Source organism: Mesorhizobium sp. M0751 (assembly GCF_040320265.1).
Taxonomy (GTDB): domain Bacteria; phylum Pseudomonadota; class Alphaproteobacteria; order Rhizobiales; family Rhizobiaceae; genus Mesorhizobium.
The window spans coordinates 19,263-35,309 of sequence record NZ_JAMYPH010000014.1 but is presented as its reverse complement, the minus strand read 5'-3'; the positions used below and the strand labels follow the sequence as shown (position 1 = coordinate 35,309).

At 64.0% G+C, this 16,047-nt stretch carries 13 protein-coding genes and 1 tRNA gene; 5 read left to right on the top strand and 9 right to left on the bottom strand.

From position 1 onward, the window contains the following. Nucleotides 1-123: 123 nt before the first annotated feature. From NKI19_RS21055 to NKI19_RS21025, 7 genes are all read right to left on the bottom strand, one after another. Entirely contained in the window at nucleotides 124-723 is a 600-nt protein-coding gene (locus tag NKI19_RS21055) for a VOC family protein (protein WP_352488090.1), read from the bottom strand. Between the two features lie 81 nt (nucleotides 724-804). Then, a complete protein-coding gene (locus NKI19_RS21050; RefSeq protein WP_352488092.1) occupies nucleotides 805-1,635 on the bottom strand; it encodes an ATP-binding cassette domain-containing protein in 831 nt (276 codons plus the stop codon). After that, nucleotides 1,628-2,518, bottom strand: coding sequence for an ABC transporter ATP-binding protein (locus NKI19_RS21045; protein WP_352488093.1), 891 nt, complete (start codon nucleotides 2,516-2,518; stop codon nucleotides 1,628-1,630). Before NKI19_RS21045 ends, NKI19_RS21050 begins: the two co-directional genes overlap by 8 nt. Further along, nucleotides 2,515-3,363 carry an ABC transporter permease gene (locus NKI19_RS21040; protein WP_352565186.1) on the bottom strand — a complete coding sequence of 283 codons (849 nt, stop codon included), beginning with the start codon at nucleotides 3,361-3,363 and terminating at the stop codon, nucleotides 2,515-2,517. Before NKI19_RS21040 ends, NKI19_RS21045 begins: the two co-directional genes overlap by 4 nt. Then, nucleotides 3,356-4,363 carry an ABC transporter permease gene (locus tag NKI19_RS21035; protein ID WP_352488096.1) on the bottom strand — a complete coding sequence of 336 codons (1,008 nt, stop codon included), beginning with the start codon at nucleotides 4,361-4,363 and terminating at the stop codon, nucleotides 3,356-3,358. Before NKI19_RS21035 ends, NKI19_RS21040 begins: the two co-directional genes overlap by 8 nt. Nucleotides 4,364-4,586: 223 nt before the next feature. Further along, on the bottom strand, nucleotides 4,587-6,113 hold the full coding sequence (locus NKI19_RS21030; protein ID WP_352488097.1) for an ABC transporter substrate-binding protein: 1,527 nt from the start codon (nucleotides 6,111-6,113) through the stop codon (nucleotides 4,587-4,589). A gap of 108 nt (nucleotides 6,114-6,221) precedes the next feature. Beyond that, entirely contained in the window at nucleotides 6,222-7,796 is a 1,575-nt protein-coding gene (locus tag NKI19_RS21025; RefSeq protein WP_352488098.1) for a phytoene desaturase family protein, read from the bottom strand. A gap of 117 nt (nucleotides 7,797-7,913) precedes the next feature. Between NKI19_RS21025 and NKI19_RS21020 the strand changes: the two genes are divergently transcribed. The 5 genes from NKI19_RS21020 to NKI19_RS21000 all read left to right on the top strand — a co-directional run bounded on the left by NKI19_RS21020 (nucleotide 7,914) and on the right by NKI19_RS21000 (nucleotide 14,848). Then, nucleotides 7,914-8,705 carry a cyclase family protein gene (locus NKI19_RS21020; protein ID WP_292655997.1) on the top strand — a complete coding sequence of 264 codons (792 nt, stop codon included), beginning with the start codon at nucleotides 7,914-7,916 and terminating at the stop codon, nucleotides 8,703-8,705. A gap of 311 nt (nucleotides 8,706-9,016) precedes the next feature. Next, the gene (locus tag NKI19_RS21015; protein WP_352488099.1) at nucleotides 9,017-10,588 is read left to right on the top strand and encodes a phytoene desaturase family protein; all 1,572 of its coding nucleotides are present in this window, start codon (nucleotides 9,017-9,019) and stop codon (nucleotides 10,586-10,588) included. Then, entirely contained in the window at nucleotides 10,588-11,067 is a 480-nt protein-coding gene (locus NKI19_RS21010) for a MarR family winged helix-turn-helix transcriptional regulator (RefSeq protein ID WP_352488100.1), read from the top strand. The genes NKI19_RS21015 and NKI19_RS21010 overlap by 1 nt, the downstream gene beginning before the upstream one ends. 45 nt (nucleotides 11,068-11,112) lie before the next feature. Continuing rightward, complete coding sequence (locus NKI19_RS21005; RefSeq protein WP_352488102.1) at nucleotides 11,113-13,266, top strand: thiamine pyrophosphate-dependent enzyme; 2,154 nt, start codon at nucleotides 11,113-11,115, stop codon at nucleotides 13,264-13,266. Then, entirely contained in the window at nucleotides 13,259-14,848 is a 1,590-nt protein-coding gene (locus NKI19_RS21000) for an indolepyruvate oxidoreductase subunit beta family protein (protein WP_352488103.1), read from the top strand. Before NKI19_RS21005 ends, NKI19_RS21000 begins: the two co-directional genes overlap by 8 nt. A gap of 25 nt (nucleotides 14,849-14,873) precedes the next feature. On the opposite strand, the gene NKI19_RS20995 is transcribed toward NKI19_RS21000, so the two are convergent. Then, nucleotides 14,874-15,044, bottom strand: coding sequence for a hypothetical protein (locus NKI19_RS20995; protein ID WP_352488104.1), 171 nt, complete (start codon nucleotides 15,042-15,044; stop codon nucleotides 14,874-14,876). An 825-nt stretch (nucleotides 15,045-15,869) separates the two neighbouring features. Continuing rightward, nucleotides 15,870-15,945: transfer RNA gene (locus tag NKI19_RS20990), tRNA-Thr, on the bottom strand. Nucleotides 15,946-16,047: the final 102 nt, after the last annotated feature.

Here is a 16,047-nt window from a genome sequence, read left to right as displayed (position 1 = left end):
TTCTGTCCGTCGAGTTTACGCCTGAGGCGGATTAATTCAAGCTTGAAGTTTCAGGATTGAAACAATCCGCCTCGGAAACCCAGCTTGCCGGCAATCGGCTTGCGCAGGCCAGGGACGCCCGGACTATTTTTCCGGGTTCTTCGGGCTCCACAGCACCGTCTCCGCATCTTTTTCATAGGCCATGCCATTGGGATAGCTGATCGCTTCCAACTGCAAGCCCCAAGGCGCCTGGAAGTAGAGGATGGTCTGGCCTGCGGCCGGGCCTTCGGTAACCGGCAGCGGCCCCATCCGCGTCTTGACGCTCTTGCCGTCAAGATAGGTTTTTGCGGCGGCGATGTCGTCGACATAGAAGGCGATATGGAAGCCGCCTATGTCGCTGTTGCGAGGCGTCAGGTCCTTCTGGTCCGGCGCAGTGTATTTGAACAGCTCGATGTTCGACCCGTGTCCGCAGCGGACCAGGGTGATCTCCTCGATCACCGCCTTGGGATCGACGCCCAGCAGATCCTGCATGAACGTGCCCTTGTCGTCGGCGAACGGGCCGAACGACATCGCCTTCTTGCAGCCAACCACTTCGGTGAAGAACTCGACTGCCTGCTGCATGTCGGGGACGGTGACCCCGGTGTGGTCGTGGCCACGCATGCCGGGTATCGAATCAGCCGAGGCCGCTCCCATCGAGCCGAGCAGAGCGGCCGCAAGCATCGTGTTTCTGATTGCGTATTTCATTCCAGTTCTCCTCCGTTTCGCGAGCTGACTTGTCGGCGCACGTCCGAGGCCCGCTCTTCGGCGTGCGAATAGGATTGTGTTTCATGCCCGCGCCTTTGCGGCGGGCAGCAACCAAGCGTCATCGATCTCGGGCAGCGGAATGGCGGCGAGCAGGTCGCGCGTGTAGGCCTGCTGCGGCTTCTCGAACAAAGTATCCGTCGCGCTGGCTTCGACGATCGCGCCCTCGCGCATGACGATCACCTGCCGGCACAGCCGCCGGATCACCGACAGATCATGGCTGATGAAGGCAATGGTGAGGCCCATCTCGGCGGCGAGTTTTTCCAGCAGCATGAGGATCTGCGCCTGGGTCGAGACGTCGAGGCCGGAGACGATCTCGTCGGCCAGCACGAATTTCGGCGACAGCGCCAGCGCGCGCGCAATGCCGACACGCTGGCGCTGGCCGCCCGACAGTTCGTGGCGGTAGCGGCTGGCAAAGCTTTGCGGCAGGCCGACGCGCTGCAATGCCTCCGCGACACGCCCTTTGAGATTGTCGCCATGTCCGTTCTGCTTGAGCGGCGCGGCGATGATGCTGAAGATGGTGCGGCGCGGGTTGAGCGACGACATCGGATCCTGGAAGATCATCTGCAGATTGCGGCGCAGCGGCCGCAGCTCATTCTCCGCCAGATGCGTGATGTCGCGGCCGTCGAAGGTGACGGTGCCGGCGCTCGGCTCCAAAAGCCGCACCAGCGCGCGGCCAAGCGTCGATTTGCCGGAGCCGGATTCGCCGACGATGCCGGTCACCGATCCCCTTGGCAGGTCGAAATCGAGGCCTTTGAGGATCTCCACCATCGGCGCCCGGCCGATCAGCGGCTTGCGCGTCATATCGGGCAACGCAACCTTGAGCCCGCGCACGGAAAACAGCGGCTCAGCCATGCGGTCGCCTCCAGGTCTGGTCGGCCGTGGCGATCTCGGCCGCCAGTCCGGCCAATACCGCCTCGTCCACCGGTTTCAGCGATGCAAGCGGATCGGTGTAGCGCGGCGTCGCCGCCATCAGCGCCCGTGTGTAGGCGTGCTGCGGGGCGGCGAAGAGGGCAGCCGTCTCGGCCTCCTCCACCACCTTGCCGGCATAGAGCACGGAAACTTTCTGGCTGATCTTGGCGACGACGCCGAGATCGTGGGTGACGAACAGGATCGCCGTGCCGTGCTCGCGCTGCAATTGCGCGATCAGCCGCAGGATCTGCTTCTGCACGGTTACGTCGAGCGCCGTGGTCGGCTCGTCGGCGACGATCAGCCTTGGTTCGGCCGCAAACGCAGCGGCGATCAGCACACGTTGGCGCATGCCGCCGGACAGCTCGTGCGGATAGCATTTGAGGACACGCTCGGGGTCGCGGATCTGCACCTCGTCGAGCAATTGACGGATGCGGGCATCGGCCTTCTCGCCGCTCCAGCCGAGGATGCGCACCAGCCGGTCGGTCATCTGCGGGCCGATGCGGCGCGACGGATTGAGCGCGGTCAAGGGATCCTGTGGGATCAGCGCCGTGCGCGCGCCGATCAGCGTGCGCCGTGCCCTGGGCTGGAGCTTGCCGAGGTCCTCGCCCTCGAAAAGCATATCGCCTTCGACGATGCGTACGCTGGGTGGCAGCACGCCGAGCACCGCCTTGCCGATCATCGTCTTGCCGGCGCCGCTCTCGCCGACCAGCGCCCGGACTTCTCCGGACCCGACGGCTAGCGACACCGAGCGCAGCACGCGCAAGCCATTAGGCAGCACCGCGCTAAGGTCGCGTATGTCGAGGCAGGGTTTCGCGGGCGCGTTCATCGCAGCACCGGATCGAAACGTGCCCTGAGACCTTCGCCGAACTGGCTGAACGACAGCACCGTCAGGATCAGGGTGACCAGCGGGAACACCAGCACCCACCAGGCCTGATGGATCGACAGGCGGCCCTCGGCGATGATGCCGCCCCAGGTCGGATCGTCGGTCGAGATCGACAGATTGACGAAGGACAGGATCGCCTCGACGATGACGGCAATGCCCATCTCAAGCGACAGCAGTGCGACGATCGACGGCACCACATTGGGCAGCACCTCGCGCAGCATGATGCCGATGCGGCCATAGCCGGCGATGCGGGCGTTCTCGACATAGTCCATTCGCGACTGGCCCATCGCCTCGGCGCGGATCACCCGGCAGAAGCGCGTCCAGTCGATGACGGCGATCGCGATGATGACCGAGCTCAAGCCGGTACCGAGCACGGCGACCAGCAGGATGGCGAACAGCACCGGCGGGAACGCCATCCAGACATCGACGATGCGCGAGATGATGCGGTCGGCCCAGCCGCCGAAATAGCCTGATATCAGGCCGAGCGTCGAGCCGACCAGGCAGGCGGCGATCGCGGCGGCGAAGGCGACGATGAAGGCGATGCGGCCGCCGAAGATCAGCCGGGAGAGCAGGTCGCGGCCGAGGCTGTCGGTGCCGAGCCAGTAGCCGGGCTCGGCACCGGTCAGCCAGAACGGCGGCAGGCGTTCCAGCATCAGGTCTTGCGCCAGCGGGTCCTGCGGCGCGACCAGCGGCGCAAAAATCGCGGCCAGCAGCGCAATCAGCAGCCAGCCGCCGGCCAGCCACAGGCGTGCCCGCGAGCCATGTCTTGAAATGCGGGCCTCATCCATGGCGCAGCCTCGGATTGAGCAGCGCATACATCATGTCGACGGCAAGGTTGATCAGCACGAACAGCAGCGCGAACACCAGTACGATGCCCTGGATCAGCGGCAGGTCGCGGTTGATGACGGCGTCGATCGCCATGTTGCCGAGGCCTTCATAGGAAAACAGCCGCTCGACGATGACCGTGCCGCCGATCAGGAAGGTGAACTGCACGCCGACCAGTGTCAGCGTCGGCAGCGCCGCGTTCTTCAGCGCCTCGCGCAGGATGACCTGCGTTTCCGAAAAGCCCTTTACCCGCGCGAGTACGACATAGTCGAGGTCGAGCACTTCCTTCAGCGACTGTTTCAGCAGCTGCGAGATGATCGCGGCCAGCGGCAGCGCCAGCGCAATCGCCGGCATCAGCATGTGCGCCAGCAGGTCCCTGATCAGGTCGAAGCGCAGTCGCACGATGCTTTCGAACAGATAGAATTGCGTGGCGAAGGGCAGGTCGAGCTGCGGCGACACCCGGCCGGAAATGTCGAAGATAGGCACCAGCACGCCGAACAGCAGGATCAGCACCAGGCCCCACAGGAAATCGGGAATCGAGAGCGCCGCACCGCTGGCAATGTCGATGCCGGCTTCGACCGCGGTCCCGCGCTCGCGCGCGCCGAGGATTGCCGTCGTGCCGCCGATCGCCACCGCCATCACAAGCGCGACGATGGCGAGTTCCAGCGTCGCCGGGAGGCGATTGAAGACCAGCCCGAGCACATCCTGTCGCAATGAGATCGAAGTGCCGAAATCGCCCCTGACGACACCGGCCAGCCAGATGAAGAATTGCTGGACGATGGTCTTGTCGAGCCCGTAGAGCGCGCGCAGCCGCGCGATGTCGGTATCGGTGGCGCCAGGCGGCAGCATCATCGCAATCGGATCGCCCGGCGCGACGCGGATGACGACGAAGACGACGACGGCCACACCGAACAGCGTGATCGCCATCGTCAGGAGACGGATCAGGAATCTTTGCAGCAGCATTCTGGCTTAAGCCTAATGCGTTTCAGTGACTGATGGAACGAACAGGCCCCCTCATCCGGCCGCTTCGCGGCCACCTTCTCCCGAGGGGAGAAGAGGTCGCTGACGGCTGAGCCAGTCTCTTCTCCCCAGCTGGGGAGAAGGTGGCCCGAAGGGCCGGATGAGGGGACCTGCGCAAGCAGAGGAGGCACGCTATCTTGCGACCGCGGGCCTCCTCGCGCTGATCTCAGGCCGGGCTCATCAGCGCCGGCAGAAGTGCGCCCGACACATGCTGTACGACATTGACGCCCTTGGCATGCACGATCGGCTGCGCATACTGGATCAGCGGCAGCACATAGGCCAGTTCGGCGATGTATTTGTCGACGGCCTTCCAGCCGGCGATGCGCTTGGCCTCGTCCTTCTCGCCCCATAGCGGGTTGATCATGTCGATCAGGTCCTGACTGTCCCATACCGAATGCGGGCTTGGGCCATACATGGCAAAGCCGGTCGACGTCGTGGGATCGCCGATGGCATTGCCCCAATTGTAGAAGGCCGCCGGCGCCAGCTTGTCGGCTGCGCGCAGCTCGTAGTGCTTGGCGATCTCGTAGACCTCGATCGTTGCCTCGATGCCGACCTTGCGCCACATGCCGACGATCGCCTGGATCATCTCGTAGTCCTTGGGCTTGAAGCCCTTGGTCGTCTGTATCGTGAATGTCACCGGCTTTTCCGGCGAATAGCCGGATGCGGCCAGCAGTTCCTTGGCCTTTTTCGGATTGTGCTCCACCTTGATCGACGCATCGTAAGCGGCGTATTCCGGCGTCTCCAGCGTATCGATGGGCTGGCCGTAACCGCGCAGCAACCGATCGACCAAAAGCTTCTTGTCGACCGCCATCACCGCCGCCTGGCGGACGTTCTTGTCCAGCATCACGTCGATGTCGTTGAAGAAGATCATGCCGATGTCGGAAACATTCTTGCACGAGCCGGCAAGTCCGTCCTTGGCGATCAGGCGGTCATATTCCTCATAGGGGATTTCCAGCGTCACCTGCGAGGAACCGGACTCGATCTCGGCGACGCGGCTCGCCGCATCGGTGACAAACTTGATGGTCACGTTTTCGAAGGCCGGCTTGCCGCCCCAGTAGTTCGGGTTGGCTTTAAGCCGCAGGAAGGCGTTGCGCTCGAATTTGTCGACCATATAGGGTCCGGTGCCGATCGGAGCTTTCTCGAAGCCTTCGGCGCCGACCTTCTCGTAATAGGCCTTCGGCATGATGTAGCCGGTGAGGAACGACATCCACTTGAAATACACCGGGTCGAACTGCACGACATCGCCGGTGATCTTGTTGCCGTCGATCTTGAAGTTGTTGACGTTCTTCCAGACGAACTGGATCGGGTTGCCGGTCTTTTCGTCGCCCGCCCGCTGCAGCGACCAGACCACGTCTTCGGCCGTAAATGGCGAGCCGTCATGCCATTTCACGCCCTCGCGCACTGTCATCATGATCTTGCTACGATCCTCGTTCCAGCCCCATTCGGTGAGCAGGCCGGGCGCGAAAGAAAGATCCGGCTTCTGCGGGATGAACTGGTCGAACACCGACTGGTAGAGACCCTGGATGGTCGGGTTGACCGCCGAAGGCCCGGTGGTCGGGTCCCAGGACGGCAGGTTGACATTGTAGGCGATGGTCAGTTCGCCTGCAGCCTTGGCGATTTGCGGCAGGCCGAGCGCCGTTGCGCCAAGTGCCGCCGCGCCATATCCGAGCAATTCTCGTCTGTTGATTGTCATGGTCGTTCCCCTGTTGCTTTTATGCGCGGTGTCGTTGTCAATCGGTGGGTTCAGGCTCCTTGGGCAACCGCGCCTTGTCCTCCTTCACCCCTGGATGAAAAATGGTGCCTACCTCCCGCCAAGTTGTTGCGCGAGCATGAAGCCCGACGCCGCCCCGGTGCCGGCGCCCGGCCATGTTGCCGCCCCGGTCAGGTGCAGATTGCCGACCGGCGTGTTCCAGCCGGCGTAACCGCGCGCCGGCCGGAACAGGAAATTCTGCGCCAGATGATGGCTGCCGCAGATCTGGTCGCCGCCGACGAGGTTCGGGTTCTCGCGTTCGAGGTCGACGGGCGAGAACACGGCGCGGCCGAGGATCTTCCGGCGAAGGCCGGGCGCATAGCGCTCGATAATGTCGAGGACGCGCTCGGCGTAGTGCTCCCTAGCCTCGTCCCAGTGAGCCGCCGCGATCGTGCCCGCCGCATCGCCCACAATCTCGGCCGGCAGCATGCGCACCTGCACCCACAGCACGTGCTTGCCGTCCGGCGCACGCGAGGGATCGACCGCGGTCGGCTGACCGACGACCAGCACCGGTTCATCCGGCAGCATGCCGGACATCGCCTGTTGATAGGTCCGCGACATGGCATCGAGCGACGGCGACAGGTGCACATAGGCGAACTGCCGAAGCTCGGCACCGGCGCGCCATTCCGGCAGATCGTCGAGCGCCAGATGGATCATCAACGTGCCCGGCGCATGGCGAAAGTTTTTCATGGCCGTGTCGAAGCCGGCATCGCCCGATCCATTACGCAAAAGTTTCCCGGTCAGCGCCTTGGGCGCGACACCGGCGATGACGGCCCTGGTGGCGGTGTGGGTCTCGCCGGAAGCGAGCCGTACGCCGGTCGCCTTGCCGGCGGAAACCGTGATCTCGGCGACATCAGCCTCGGTGACGATCTTGCCGCCGGCAGCCGTAAGCATCCCCGACACAGCGCGGATGATGGTGTCGGCGCCGCCCTTGCCGAGCACCATGCCGAAGCACTGGTTGGCCATGGATTCGAGGTAAGGGAACACCGCGCCGCCGGCAATGTCCGGGGCGAAATCGAGGTGCATGCCCCAGGTGGCGAGCGTCGCCCTGACATGCGGTGACTGGAAAGTCTCCTCGAGCCACGCGCGGGGTGAGGAAAGCAGCAACCGCCCGGTATCGAGCGCGCCGGCAAAACCCTTCTTGCGCCAGAGGTTCCAGGCGGTGCCGGCGAGCGCTCGGCCGCTCATCGGCGAGCCCAGCAGCCGGAACAGATGCTCGGCTTGCGCCGGGAATGCCGCAACCAGACCACGCCATGTGGCTGCGTCGGTCGCGGAGAAGCCAGCCATGCGCGAGGCGGTCTTTTCCAGGTCGCTGCTGACGCCGAACCAGCGACCGTCGGGGAAGGCGCTGGCAAAACAGTCGGCCGCCGGCACGAATTCCAGCCCGTGGGTTTTCAATTCATTTGCATATTTCTTGTGGAAGCCCGAACCAGCGAACAGGCTCACATTCATCGCACCGAAATCGTGCCGGAAGCCCGGCAGCGTGAATTCGCGCGTCTGGACGGCGCCGCCAATCGTTGCATTGCGCTCGAAAACCGCTGTTTTCCAGCCTTTGAGCGCCAGATGCGCGGCGCATGCCAGACTGTTGTGGCCTGCCCCGACAAATATGGCGTCGAACTCGCTCACGCCCCGTCCCATTTCCTTTATGCTTAAAGATAATTGCAGATGCATATGTTTTCGTCTAGTAGGATATTAAGGGCCGCGAGAGCCTTCAGCACCATCGAGAAAGAGGGAACAGAGACCATGGACACACAACAACTCCTCGGCGAAGTTGCCGGCCAGCTTCTTTCCGGCGCCATCCAGGTGGTCGACCTGACGGCGCCGCTCGGGCCGGACACGCCGCTGATCAAGCTGCCGCCGGAACTGGCGGTGGACACGCCGAAGATCGAGATCCACGCCATCTCCGCCTATGACAAGAATGGCCCGTGGTGGGCGTGGAACTGGCTCAAGCTCGGCGAGCATTCGGGCACGCACTTCGACGCGCCCAACCACTGGATCACCGGCAAGGATTATCCGGACGGTGCTACCGACACCATTCCGGCGCAGAACTTCGTCGGTCCGGTCAACGTCATCGACTGTTCGAAGCAAGCGGCAGCCGATCACGATTTCCTGCTCACCGTCGATCACATCAAGGCATGGGAAGCCGAACATGGCGCTATCAACGCGGGCGAGTGGGTGGTGATGCGCACCGACTGGTATAAGCGCAACGGCTCGGAAGCCGAGTTCCTCAACGCCAATGAGACTGGTCCGCACACGCCTGGCCCGACCGCCGAAGCCATCCAGTATCTGATCGGCAAGGACATCAAGGGCTGGGGTAGTGAGACGATCGGCACGGATGCTGGAAAAGCAGGCGGCATGGAGCCGCCATTCCCGGCGCACAGCCTGATGCACAAGGCCAACCGCTACGGCCTTGCCAGCCTCTGCAACCTCGACCGGCTGCCGCCGAAGGGCGCGATCCTGATCGCGGCACCGCTCAAGATCGAGCACGGTACCGGCAGCCCGATCCGCGCGCTGGCATTGGTGCCAAGGCAATAGGGTAGCTGCGGTCTTCGGGAGAAGATCATGTGCGCAGGCAATGCTGTAGTGACGGTTTGGGAGCAGCAGACCTGCAAGGCTGCGGCTCTACGGCGCCCCCCTCTGTCCTGCCGGACATCTCCCCCACTTGGGGGGAGATTGGCAGTTTCGGCGCCCCGCTCATTCCTGCGACGTTGGAGAGTGGCGAAGGCCAAGGTGACGGCCGATCTCCCCCCAAGTGGGGGAGATGTCCGGCAGGACAGAGGGGGGCGCGCAGGAACGCCAGCCCGCGCAAATGAATTCCACCTTCCGCTCACCGGGAGCAACACTCGATGAGTGCTCCCGATCACATCATCGTCGGAAGCGGCATCAACGCGCTGGTCTGCGCGGCGATGCTTGGCGGCAAGGGGGCGAAGGTGTTGGTGCTCGAACGCAACGACCGCATCGGCGGCTGCATGCGCACCGAGGAGATCACCGCGCCCGGCTTCATCCATGACGTAATGGCGACGACCTTCGTCCTGTTCATCACCTCGCCGGCCTATGCGGCATTGGGTAAGGATCTGGCGCGGCACGGCCTGGAGTTTTGCAACACCTCCACGCCGACCGGCGTGCTGCGCCCGGACGGCAGCCATGCCGTCCTGCGCACCGACCGTATCGCCAATGTAACGGCGATCAATGCAATCGCCGCGGGTGACGGCGACCGGCACGCAAACGATGTCGGCGAGATCGAGCGCAGCGCCGGCCTGCTGTTCGGGCTGCTCGGCGGCTGCCTGTGGTCCTACCCGACGGCCAGGCTGCTGGCGGGCGAAGCCTGGCGGCGCGGCCCGCGCGGCCTTGCCGCCTTTCTCGGCGACGCGCTGGTGCCGGCGCGCGGCTGGCTGGAAAGCATCTACCAGTCGGAAACCATGCGCGCGCTCTGGGCGCCCTGGGTGCTGCATGCCGGCCTCGGGCCTGAGGACGCGTTCTCCGGCCAGATCGCCAAGGTCATCGCCTTCGCGCTTGAGGCGGCCGGCGCGCCGATCGTCAAGGGCGGCGCCAGGAACCTGCTGTCCGCCTTCGAAGCCCTGATCAGGGAACGTGGCGGCGAAATCCGCACCGGCGCCGACGTCGCGGCTATCGTCCAAAGCGGAGGCCGCGCCACAGGCGTGCGGCTGGCTTCGGGCGAAACGGTCACGGCGAACAAGAGCGTTATCTGCTCGGTCACGCCGACCCAGCTCTACGAGCGGCTGCTCGGCGACGCGGCCTCGAAAGCCGACGTCGAGGCAGCGCAAAAATACCGCTACGGCAAGGGCAATTTCCAGATCCACTATGCCTTGGACAAGCCGCCGGTATGGCGCGGCGAGGGCCTGGACAAGGTCGCGCTGCTGCATCTGACGCCGGGGCTCGACGGCGTGTCGAAGGCCTGCAACGAGGCTGTGCGCGGCATGCTGCCTGAGGTGCCGACCATCTGCGTTGGCCAGCCGCACGCGCTCGACCCGTCGCGCTGCCCGGATGGCAAGGCGGTCCTGTGGCTTCAACTTCCCGAGGCGCCTCGCAATATCAAGGGTGATGCCGCCGGCAAACTGCAAACACCAGCGGACGGTCGCTGGACCGAGGCGCTGCGCGAAGCCTATGCCGATCGTGCCGAAGCCATCCTTGCCAGCCATATCGGCGGGTTCAAGGACAGCGTTATCGCACGCCGCGCCTATTCGCCGGCTGATCTCGAAGCGATGAACATCAATCTGGTTGGCGGCGACCCCTATGGCGGCTCCTCGACCATCGACCAGTCGTTCCTGTGGCGGCCGTTCAAGACGAGCCGCAATCATGCCACCGGGGTCAGGGGTCTCTACCACATCGGTGCCTCGACCCATCCGGGTGCTGGCTTGGGCGGCGGCTCCGGCTTTCTCCTGGCGGGGAGGCTGTGATGGAACAGAAGGTTGAAAGGCGCCAACGCATCTCGACTTTGGGCCAGATCGGCCTGCAGCAATTCGCGCCCTATCTGATGAACCGCATCATGGGCCGCTACAACGCCACCTTGCGCGACAATTTCCGCAAGCAGGGGCTGACCATTCCTCAAGTGCGCACGCTGGCCGTGCTGTCGGTCACCGATGGCGTCACCGTCAACGATCTCTCGGTCTATACTGTCATCGAGCAGTCGACCTTGAGCAGGACGCTCGACACGCTGGAGGGACAAGGGTTTGTTCGGCGCGAGCAGGGGGTCACCGACAGCCGGATCCGCCATGTGTTCCTGACCGACGACGGGCGCGCCGAATTCGCGCGCGCCTGGCCGGCCATGCACGACGCTTTCGAGGCAATGTTCGACGATGTCGATGACGCAGAGTACGCGGCGCTGATCGCGACATTGCAGAAGATGCTGAAGAACATTCGCAAGCACGACATCTGACGATCTTACGCGCCGCCATCGGGGCGGTAACGGAAGGAGCCCAAAATGGCCGAACGGTCTTTTGCCAAGGAAGTCGAAAAGCTCAGGCTCGGCGCCGGCGAGGAGTTTTCCGGCGAGGGCATTCTGGCCATCACCAAGGCGCTGCTGCAATGCGGCGTCGGCTATGTCGGTGGCTATCAAGGTGCACCGATCAGCCATTTGATGGACGTGCTGGCCGATGCGCAGGATATCCTCGGCGAGCTCGGCGTGCATTTCGAGGCGAGCGCCTCGGAAGCCACCGCCACCGCCATGCTGGCCGCGTCGGTGCACTATCCGATCCGTGGCGCGGCGACCTTCAAGTCGACGGTCGGCACCAATGTCGCCTCCGACGCGCTCGCCAATCTCGCTTCCGGCGGCGTCACCGGCGGTGCATTGATCATCGTCGGCGAGGATTACGGCGAAGGCTCCTCGATCATGCAGGAGCGCAGCCACGCCTTTGCCATGAAGAGCCAGGTCTGGCTGCTCGACCCGCGACCGAACCTGCCGTCGATCGTCAAGGCGGTGGAGGACGGCTTCGAGCTGTCCGAGGTTTCCAACACGCCGGTCATGCTGCAGGTCCGCATCCGCTGCTGCCATGTCCACGGCCATTTCATTGCCAAGGACAACAAGCGCCCGGCGATGACGGTGGCCGATGCGCTCGAGGCGCCGCGCCGCGACACCGGCCGTATCGTGCTGCCGCCCGCCTCCTTCCTGCACGAGAAGGAGAAGGTGCAGAAACGCTGGCCGGCGGCGGTGGATTTCATCCGCACCAACAGGATCAACGAGTTTTTCGGCCCGGAGCACGGCTCGGTTGGCATCGTCATGCAGGGCGGCATGTACAATTCGGTCATCCGGGCGCTGCAGCGGCTCGGCCTCGCCGACACCTATGGCGACACCGACGTGCCGCTCTATGTGCTCAATGCGGTCTATCCCCTGGTCGACGACGAGTTCCTGTCCTTTTGCGAGGGCAAGGATGCAGTTCTCGTGGTCGAGGAAGGGCAGCCCAACTACATCGAGCAGGCCTTTGCCGCGATGCTGCACAAGGCCGGGCGCGGCACCAAACTCGTCGGCAAGGAACATCTGCCGATGGCCGGCGAATACACCGGCCAGGTGATGCTCGACGGCATCGGATCGTTCCTGCGCGCCACCATTCCCCATCTTTTGCCGAGCGAAGTCCGCGCACCAAACAAGATCGGCGATGGGCTCGATACCGCCGACCTGATCAACGTCGTCCCGGGCCGTCCGCCCGGCTTCTGCGTCGGCTGCCCGGAAAGGCCGATCTTCGCCGCGACCAAGCTGGTCGAGCAGGAGTTGGGCAAGCACCACATCGCCTCCGATATTGGCTGCCACCTGTTCTCGATCATGCCGCCTTTCGAGCTCGGCGCCACCACTATGGGCTACGGGCTGGGGCCAGCCTCGGCTTCGGCGTTCAATTCGCCCGATGCCAAGCGCCGCTCGATCTCCTTCGTCGGCGACGGCGGCTTCTGGCACAACGGCCTGACCTCCTCGGTGGGCAACGCCGTCTTCAACCAGAACGACGGCGTCATCGTCATTGTCGACAATTTCTATTCGGCCGCGACCGGAGGGCAGGACATCCTGTCGTCCCGCGCCGGCAACAAGACCAAGTCGACCAAGCACCCGATCACCGAGGCGGTGAAGGGCATGGGCGTCAAATGGCTGCGCCACATCGACCGCACCTACGACGTAACCAAGATGCAGGACACGCTGCGCGAGGCGCTGACGACGGACGAAAAGGGCCCGAAAGTCATCGTCGCCTCGTCCGAATGCATGCTCAACCGGCAGCGCCGCGAAAAGCCGCTGGTCGACAAGGCGATCAAGGGCGGGACAAGGATCGTCAAGCCGAAATTCGGCGTCGACGAAGATATCTGCACCGGCGATCATGCCTGCATGCGGCTTTCCGGCTGCCCGTCGCTATCGGTGAAATCGCTGGACGATCCGTTGCGCGACGACCCGGTGGCGCATATCGACCAGAGCTGCGTCGGCTGCGGCAATTGCGGCGAGGTCGCCGACGCGGCGGTGCTCTGCCCGTCGTTCTACCGCGCCGATGTCGTGCACAATCCGAGCCGCTGGGACCGCTTCCTTGAAGCCGCTCGCCGCGCCACGATCGGCCTCTTGCAACGGCGCCGTGAAAGCCGGCGCCTGATATTCGCCGATGCTTGACGCTGTCCCATCAACCCGTTCCAAGGCCGGCGCGCCGGACGACGAGCGCGTCATCAAGCTTGCCGTACTGGCGGTCGGCGGCCAGGGCGGCGGCGTGCTGGCCGACTGGATCACCGACGTTGCCGAGCGCAACGGCTACGTCGCGCAATCGACCTCGGTTGCCGGCGTCGCCCAGCGCACCGGCGCCACCATCTATTACGTCGAGATGTGCCGCGACACCGGCCGCCTGCCGGTCTTCGCGTTGTCGCCGTCGCAGGGCGACGTCGATATATTGATCGCCGCCGAACTGATGGAAGCCGGCCGCGCCATCATCCGCGGCTTCGTCACGCCCGAGCGCACTACGCTGATCGCCTCGTCGCACCGCATCGCAGCGGTGTCGGAGAAGATCGAGCCCGGCGATGGCCGCGCCTCGTCCTCCAAGGTGCACGCCACGGCGGAGGCAGCGGCCAAGCGCTTCATCGCCTTCGACATGGAGAAGATCGCCGCCGACAATGGCTCGATGATCTCGGCCAGCCTGCTCGGCGCGCTGGCCGGCTCCGATGCCTTGCCGTTCACGCGCGAGAGCTACGAGCAGGCGATCGCCGCCGGCGGCCGCGGTGTGAAGGCCAGCCTCGCCGCCTTCGGCGCCGCCTATGATCGGGCGCGCGGCATCGCGAGTGCGCCTTCGGGCGACAAGACTGCAGGACCGGCGGCCGCTGAAGCCGGCTCGGGCGCGGCGACAGAAGTCAGCGGTCCGGAAAGCCTGTTGAAAGGCTGGCAACAATTGGCGGCGCGCGTCGCCGCGCTGCCTGTACCCGTGCGCGACATGGCGCTTCGCGGCCTGAAAAAAGTGGTCGACTATCAGGATATCGCTTATGGCGGCGAGTATCTCGATAGGCTCGACAAGGCCGTCGCTCTGGACAATGCCGAACACGCCTACGCGCTGTCGATCGCCGCCGCCAAACATCTGGCCAACGCGATGTGCTACGACGACATGATCCGCGTCGCCGACCTGAAGACGCGCTCGAGCCGCGACCGACGCGTACGCCGCGAGGTCGGCGTCAAGCAAGGCTCGGTCCTGCAGGTGACCGAATATTTCCATCCGCGCATCGAGGAATTCTGCGGCACGCTGCCGGCCGGGCTCGGCAGCTACATCGAAAGCCGGCCGAAGCTCGCCGCCTTCCTCGACCGCCGCATCAACCGCGGCCGCCATATCCGCACCGACAGCTTTGCCGGCTTTGCCGCATTGTGGTTCATCGGCGGCCTGCGCCGCTGGCGCCGCCGCCTGCTGCGCCACAAGGTCGAGACCGCGCATATCGAGCGCTGGTATGCGCTGGCGCTTGGCCATGTCCGGCAAGACTACGCACTGGCCGTCGAGATCCTCAATTGCCGCCGGCTGATCAAGGGCTACAGCGACACCCATGCCCGCGCGCAATCCAAGTTCGATCGCGTGCTGTCGGCGCTCGACCTGCTCAAAGGCCGCCCGGACGCCGCCGACTGGATCCGGCGCCTGCGCGAAGCCGCGCTGAAGGACGAGAAGGGCGACATGCTCGACGGCGCGCTGAAGACGGTGGCGACACTGGGCGACACCTCGCCGAGCTAAGGCGCTCGTTAAACCCGGCTGCAACTCAGTCTGTCGTCCATGTCGCCTTCGGCGCGGCAGTCCGCAGGGCAATTCTGAGGCCGATGATCTCGGCGATCGCAGCCTCCAGCACCAGGACGACCGTTTCCTTCGCCACATTATCGAAATTTTCGGCGACATAGCTCAGGTCGCTTAGGACATCGTGCTCCTCTTCCATGATTTTCTCCCCCTGTTGAACGTGAGGCCGGAACGGCCGACGATGAGATGGGCTTTGGGCTGGATCGATGGAACGCGTTTCTTTCATGCTATCATCACGGAAGTGAGGCTATCCAGCCCGCTTCGCTAGGTCTTGCCGCCGCCTTGGTTGTCTGGCTGTTTTGTAGTCTTCATGCCTATGGCAGCAGCAAACATATCGGCTCCGGGACCAAATAACGCCCGCCTCCGAGGGGTGATTTGCCAAATCGGCCATGTGAAACGAGCGTGTTGCTGTCGAGGGTGGAATATTGAGGGTCAATCGACTAGCTCCGGCAAACGAGAGGATCGAGCGAGATGGCGGGTGGCCTTCGAATATTATTCGATGTTGCACCGTGGTTCACGCTTGGGCTGATTTTTGCAATTGTGGTCATAACAATTGTTCGGCGCATGCGGCGTTGAACGGGTCCTGCTCTCGACCGGTTCTGAACGTTCTGCACTCAAACCCGCTCCGTCAGAGATCGTAGGACTGGCGTGGATGGGAGCCTTGGTGCTCACGTGGCCTGTCGCCTTCGTCGTGGGTGGCTGGGGCGGACTGGGGCCGGGTTTCCGGCGCTTGCCCCAATCTTGCGTGGGCAAGAAGGCGGTCATGGAGGCGTCCAATCAGTACGGGCGTCAACTCATCCTTAGTTGCGAAACGCTGATGAGCGAGTCCCGGCAGCAGCCGGTTCGGCAAACGTAACGAAAAAAGCGGGGTGCTCTGTGTGGCTATCTGTGGCCTATGGCTGCTAGGATGAGAACGGCTTGCAGCGTAAAACTGCCTCAAATCACTGATATTGTTGGATGTTTTTGGTGCCGCTTAGGTGACTCGAACACCTGACCCCATCATTACGAATGATGTGCTCTACCAACTGAGCTAAAGCGGCCCGGGAAGCCGAGCTTCCAAGATGGGCTGCGTGATAGACGCAACCGGCCGCGAATTCAAGATGGCAGCCGCGATTTCAGGACGAGGTAATTCGTGCCGCCTC

Bases quoted from the DNA above. Each gene is read 5' to 3' on its own strand.
- NKI19_RS21055 (WP_352488090.1), bottom strand. From the start codon at position 723: ATGAAATACGCAATCAGAAACACGATGCTTGCGGCCGCTCTGCTCGGC.
- NKI19_RS21050 (WP_352488092.1), bottom strand. From the start codon at position 1,635: ATGGCTGAGCCGCTGTTTTCCGTGCGCGGGCTCAAGGTTGCGTTGCCC.
- NKI19_RS21045 (WP_352488093.1), bottom strand. From the start codon at position 2,518: ATGAACGCGCCCGCGAAACCCTGCCTCGACATACGCGACCTTAGCGCG.
- NKI19_RS21040 (WP_352565186.1), bottom strand. From the start codon at position 3,363: ATGGATGAGGCCCGCATTTCAAGACATGGCTCGCGGGCACGCCTGTGG.
- NKI19_RS21035 (WP_352488096.1), bottom strand. From the start codon at position 4,363: ATGCTGCTGCAAAGATTCCTGATCCGTCTCCTGACGATGGCGATCACG.
- NKI19_RS21030 (WP_352488097.1), bottom strand. From the start codon at position 6,113: ATGACAATCAACAGACGAGAATTGCTCGGATATGGCGCGGCGGCACTT.
- NKI19_RS21020 (WP_292655997.1), top strand. From the start codon at position 7,914: ATGGACACACAACAACTCCTCGGCGAAGTTGCCGGCCAGCTTCTTTCC.
- NKI19_RS21015 (WP_352488099.1), top strand. From the start codon at position 9,017: ATGAGTGCTCCCGATCACATCATCGTCGGAAGCGGCATCAACGCGCTG.
- NKI19_RS21010 (WP_352488100.1), top strand. From the start codon at position 10,588: ATGGAACAGAAGGTTGAAAGGCGCCAACGCATCTCGACTTTGGGCCAG.
- NKI19_RS21005 (WP_352488102.1), top strand. From the start codon at position 11,113: ATGGCCGAACGGTCTTTTGCCAAGGAAGTCGAAAAGCTCAGGCTCGGC.
- NKI19_RS21000 (WP_352488103.1), top strand. From the start codon at position 13,259: ATGCTTGACGCTGTCCCATCAACCCGTTCCAAGGCCGGCGCGCCGGAC.
- NKI19_RS20995 (WP_352488104.1), bottom strand. From the start codon at position 15,044: ATGGAAGAGGAGCACGATGTCCTAAGCGACCTGAGCTATGTCGCCGAA.